This window comes from Pueribacillus sp. YX66, from assembly GCF_041725775.1.
Classification (GTDB): domain Bacteria; phylum Bacillota; class Bacilli; order Bacillales; family UBA6769; genus Pueribacillus.
In genome coordinates, this window is sequence record NZ_JBEUEL010000065.1 from 1 (window position 1) to 3,128 (window position 3,128).

Annotated in this window: 4 protein-coding genes; 3 read left to right on the forward strand and 1 reads right to left on the reverse strand. The window is 35.6% G+C overall.

Annotation, left to right across the window (positions count from 1 at the left end):
* Positions 1 to 61: 61 nt before the first annotated feature.
* The gene (locus tag ABU914_RS15230; protein ID WP_483880158.1) at positions 62 to 475 is read right to left on the reverse strand and encodes a hypothetical protein; all 414 of its coding nucleotides are present in this window, start codon (positions 473 to 475) and stop codon (positions 62 to 64) included.
* Positions 476 to 686: 211 nt separating this feature from the next.
* On the opposite strand from ABU914_RS15230, the gene ABU914_RS15235 reads away from it, so the two are divergent.
* The 3 genes from ABU914_RS15235 to ABU914_RS15245 all read left to right on the forward strand — a co-directional run bounded on the left by ABU914_RS15235 (position 687) and on the right by ABU914_RS15245 (position 2,674).
* Positions 687 to 1,697, forward strand: a complete 1,011-nt coding sequence (locus ABU914_RS15235; protein WP_379670545.1) for a hypothetical protein — start codon at positions 687 to 689, stop codon at positions 1,695 to 1,697.
* 185 nt (positions 1,698 to 1,882) lie between these two features.
* Positions 1,883 to 2,152, forward strand: a complete 270-nt coding sequence (locus ABU914_RS15240; RefSeq protein ID WP_379670546.1) for a hypothetical protein — start codon at positions 1,883 to 1,885, stop codon at positions 2,150 to 2,152.
* Positions 2,153 to 2,425: 273 nt separating this feature from the next.
* A complete protein-coding gene (locus ABU914_RS15245) occupies positions 2,426 to 2,674 on the forward strand; it encodes a hypothetical protein (RefSeq protein WP_379670547.1) in 249 nt (82 codons plus the stop codon).
* Positions 2,675 to 3,128: the final 454 nt, after the last annotated feature.

Below are 3,128 nucleotides of genomic sequence, written 5' to 3' on the forward strand. Positions count from 1 at the left end.
AGAACTTCTATTTTTGAATCATCAAAAGCGTAAAAAATAATTTATCAAAAACTGTAACATTTTACTTGACGCTCACAGCAGTCCCTGGCTTATGTTCAAGTGGCAGAGCTGCATCATTTGCTTCATTCAACAATTCTGCCTTTCGTTTGGCAATATAGTTGCGAACGGTTCGATCTGAACCTTGAAAATCAAATTTTTCTTTCAACTGTTCCCAAATTCTTTTGGCTGTTCTACGGAATTTTTTCTTTTGATTAAGGTCTTCTAGTAACCATTCATCCACAATATGTTTCACTGGATCCATGACGGGTGAAGGTCTGTTTTGTTTCGGTTTAACTTCCGGATTAAAATCCTCCTTCTCCGCATACTTTTTAACTGTTCTTGGATCTCTTCCCATTCTTCTTGCGACTTCTGCATAACTTTTATCTTTTTTGATAGTTTCATGTCTGATATAATGAATCTCGGCCACTGCCAACATCTCCTTAATACCTCCTGCTTTATTATCCCAACAGGAAGTGTATTTTTAATTTGGAATGTTGGCAAGTGGTTTTTTCATTTATGTAGGCCCAAGGGACCTACATAAATTGAATGCCATTCCTTACATTTTTATAGTGCCATAAACAATAGCAGACGAACAACTAAACATAATCGAAAGTAAGTTTCAAGAATATTTAAACAATAGGTCGAACTTGATTAAGTTTTACTTCTTAAAAGGAATTATCCATCGCCATAATCAATCAACCGAAACCGCTTCCTCGTACTTTAAGCGCCTTTTTGAAACACCTGTATCTACTGAAAAAGACATCGTTTATCGAGCAAAAACTTTACATATTTTAGGCGAAATCCTATATGAAAATGGAAAAATCACTAAAGCAATAGAACACCTTAAACTTTCACAGTCCGAATTGACAGATAATAGATTGCCGGTTAGACCCGACACCTATTATAATTTGGCAATTCTTTCATTACATTTAGGAAACATTTCAGAATCAGTAAAATATTTATCCATTTATAGAAAACATGAGAATAGAGATGATGCAAAACCAGCTTATCTTAGAGCACTGCTTCAAATATTTCATGGTCATATACGTGACGGCTTAAAAAGTATTTCCGAGCTACGACCAAAAATATTAGAAACTCATGACGTTGACACATTTTTACGTTCATCGTTAGCTTCCCTATATTTCACCGATTGGTCGAATGAAGCATTTGAGAAGCACTTAGAGCTTACAAACCGCTTTATGAAATATCAGTTATTAGACGCCGAAATAACTGAGCCACAAACCCAAGAACACTTGGCTGAGCTGGTAAACTCAGTAATAGGCATTTCACTCAAACACGAACGATACTTTTTGGTAGAAAATCACATCGAAATCGCTTATCGCTATCACCAAAAATATCCTTCTCTTCAGTGCCGTTACAAAGTGTATTTCTTGCACGCGTTATATTTAAAAAAGATGAACAAGGATAAACAGAAACAGAAAGAACTATTGCTGGAAGCAAAACGATTATTACAACTTCGAAAAGGGCGAAATATTCATTACTTTTGTGTGCTTTACGAACTAGCACAATTCGAAACTGTAAAGGAACCCCTTTTTAATGAACTTTTAGATGTATTAGGTAACCATATTACACTAGAGTCTATGGACTTTTTTCACATTGAAGCAGTTATTCCTAGATTTTTACCTGAAAGTATTTAAAATTTCTGTAATTATGGTACTATTAATCTGTATTACTTATTTTTTTAAGGATTCTCACCCAAGCGGGAGAGAGTGAATTCAAAGATATAAAACGCTCTATTGAGTGATTGAAGGGCTTTTTTGCCCTCATCTCTCTTTAGGGCGTTTTTTTATCTTATAAAAACTTTTTAAGGAGAGTGATAAGTATGGGCTTTACGTTAGAATACAACCGTGTATTCTATCGCCACAACGACCTTCTCATTTTCGTCAACAAGCTGGGAGACAGCAACGTTTACGATCATGACGGGTTAAGAAGCAGAGATTGGAACATCATTTCCATCGGGAAAGAAGAAAAAATGTGGACGCTGATTGGTGAACGAATCGGCAGCGTTGCAGGAGGTATGCTTCAACGAGCAGTAGGGTGGTCTGATTCACGCTACTTTACACCTCTTGAATACGTCAAAATGTATCGTTAAAAATCAACAATGCTAGACTTCTTGAACAAATTTTTGATGACTTCTCTTTGATGTACAACATAAGAATGAAAACGTCAAAAATAAAAGAAGAATGACAAGAGGGACTCAAAAGATTAGGTGTTCCTTACGAAACCAAAGATGACTTATCTGAATTCGTAAGTATTAACACCGTCGAACAAATGGAGACGATTATGCAGTTTTTACCCCATCACCTTTATTCATTGGAGCACCATTTATATTTCTCACTATATAACCGAAAGCGGAGAATATAAAATGTTTAGCAATAAAGAGGGGATAAAAATAATTGAACATAATCGTCGCGTTTACGGAATCGAGAAGCGTTGGTCAAACAAGATATTAGTCGTCGAGGATGAACCGGGAAATTGGACAGTCATCGCAAAAGGTTGGTCGTCGGACCTTTGGAACGTAATTGGTAAGCGAGCAGCTCTAGCTGAAAACGGACAGTTAACCGTGAGAAAAACAACCTCACTCAAGTTTCTGAAGCGGAAGCAAAACAAGTGATTGATATTTATGAGCAATTGTTTAAAAAAACCGTTTAAACAAAGTTTAAAAAATTGAATGTTATACATTCAAGATCGTCTCAAGGCATATAAACCTATGAGGCGATTTTTGTTTGTATAAAAACTCTATTAGGGGAGGAATAAAAATGGTTGTAAACAAAGCAACTCGCAAAAGACTAGTAAATGTCTATTATAAGGATACAAACAAAAAACAAAAAACGAACCGCACTTCATTCAGCCATGAAGAGTAAATTTATATCTCTTCCTCTTTGATCATAGGAAAACCCCTTATCCACAGTTGTTAATTTTTACCAGTTGATCTCCCTCTTTTTTGAGTCGAAATGAACCGAATTTCTGTTTTTGACTTTTTAAATTGTGGATAACTCAAGTTTCCCTTTTTTTCTATCACATCCTTTGGTACAATAAAACCACTAGGTAAACCGAATTTGAATCGG

What these genes read in the sequence shown, in the direction of transcription:
- ABU914_RS15230 (WP_483880158.1), bottom strand. Translation starts at nt 475, where the DNA reads ATGTTGGCAGTGGCCGAGATTCATTATATCAGACATGAAACTATCAAA.
- ABU914_RS15240 (WP_379670546.1), top strand. Translation starts at nt 1,883, where the DNA reads ATGGGCTTTACGTTAGAATACAACCGTGTATTCTATCGCCACAACGAC.
- ABU914_RS15245 (WP_379670547.1), top strand. Translation starts at nt 2,426, where the DNA reads ATGTTTAGCAATAAAGAGGGGATAAAAATAATTGAACATAATCGTCGC.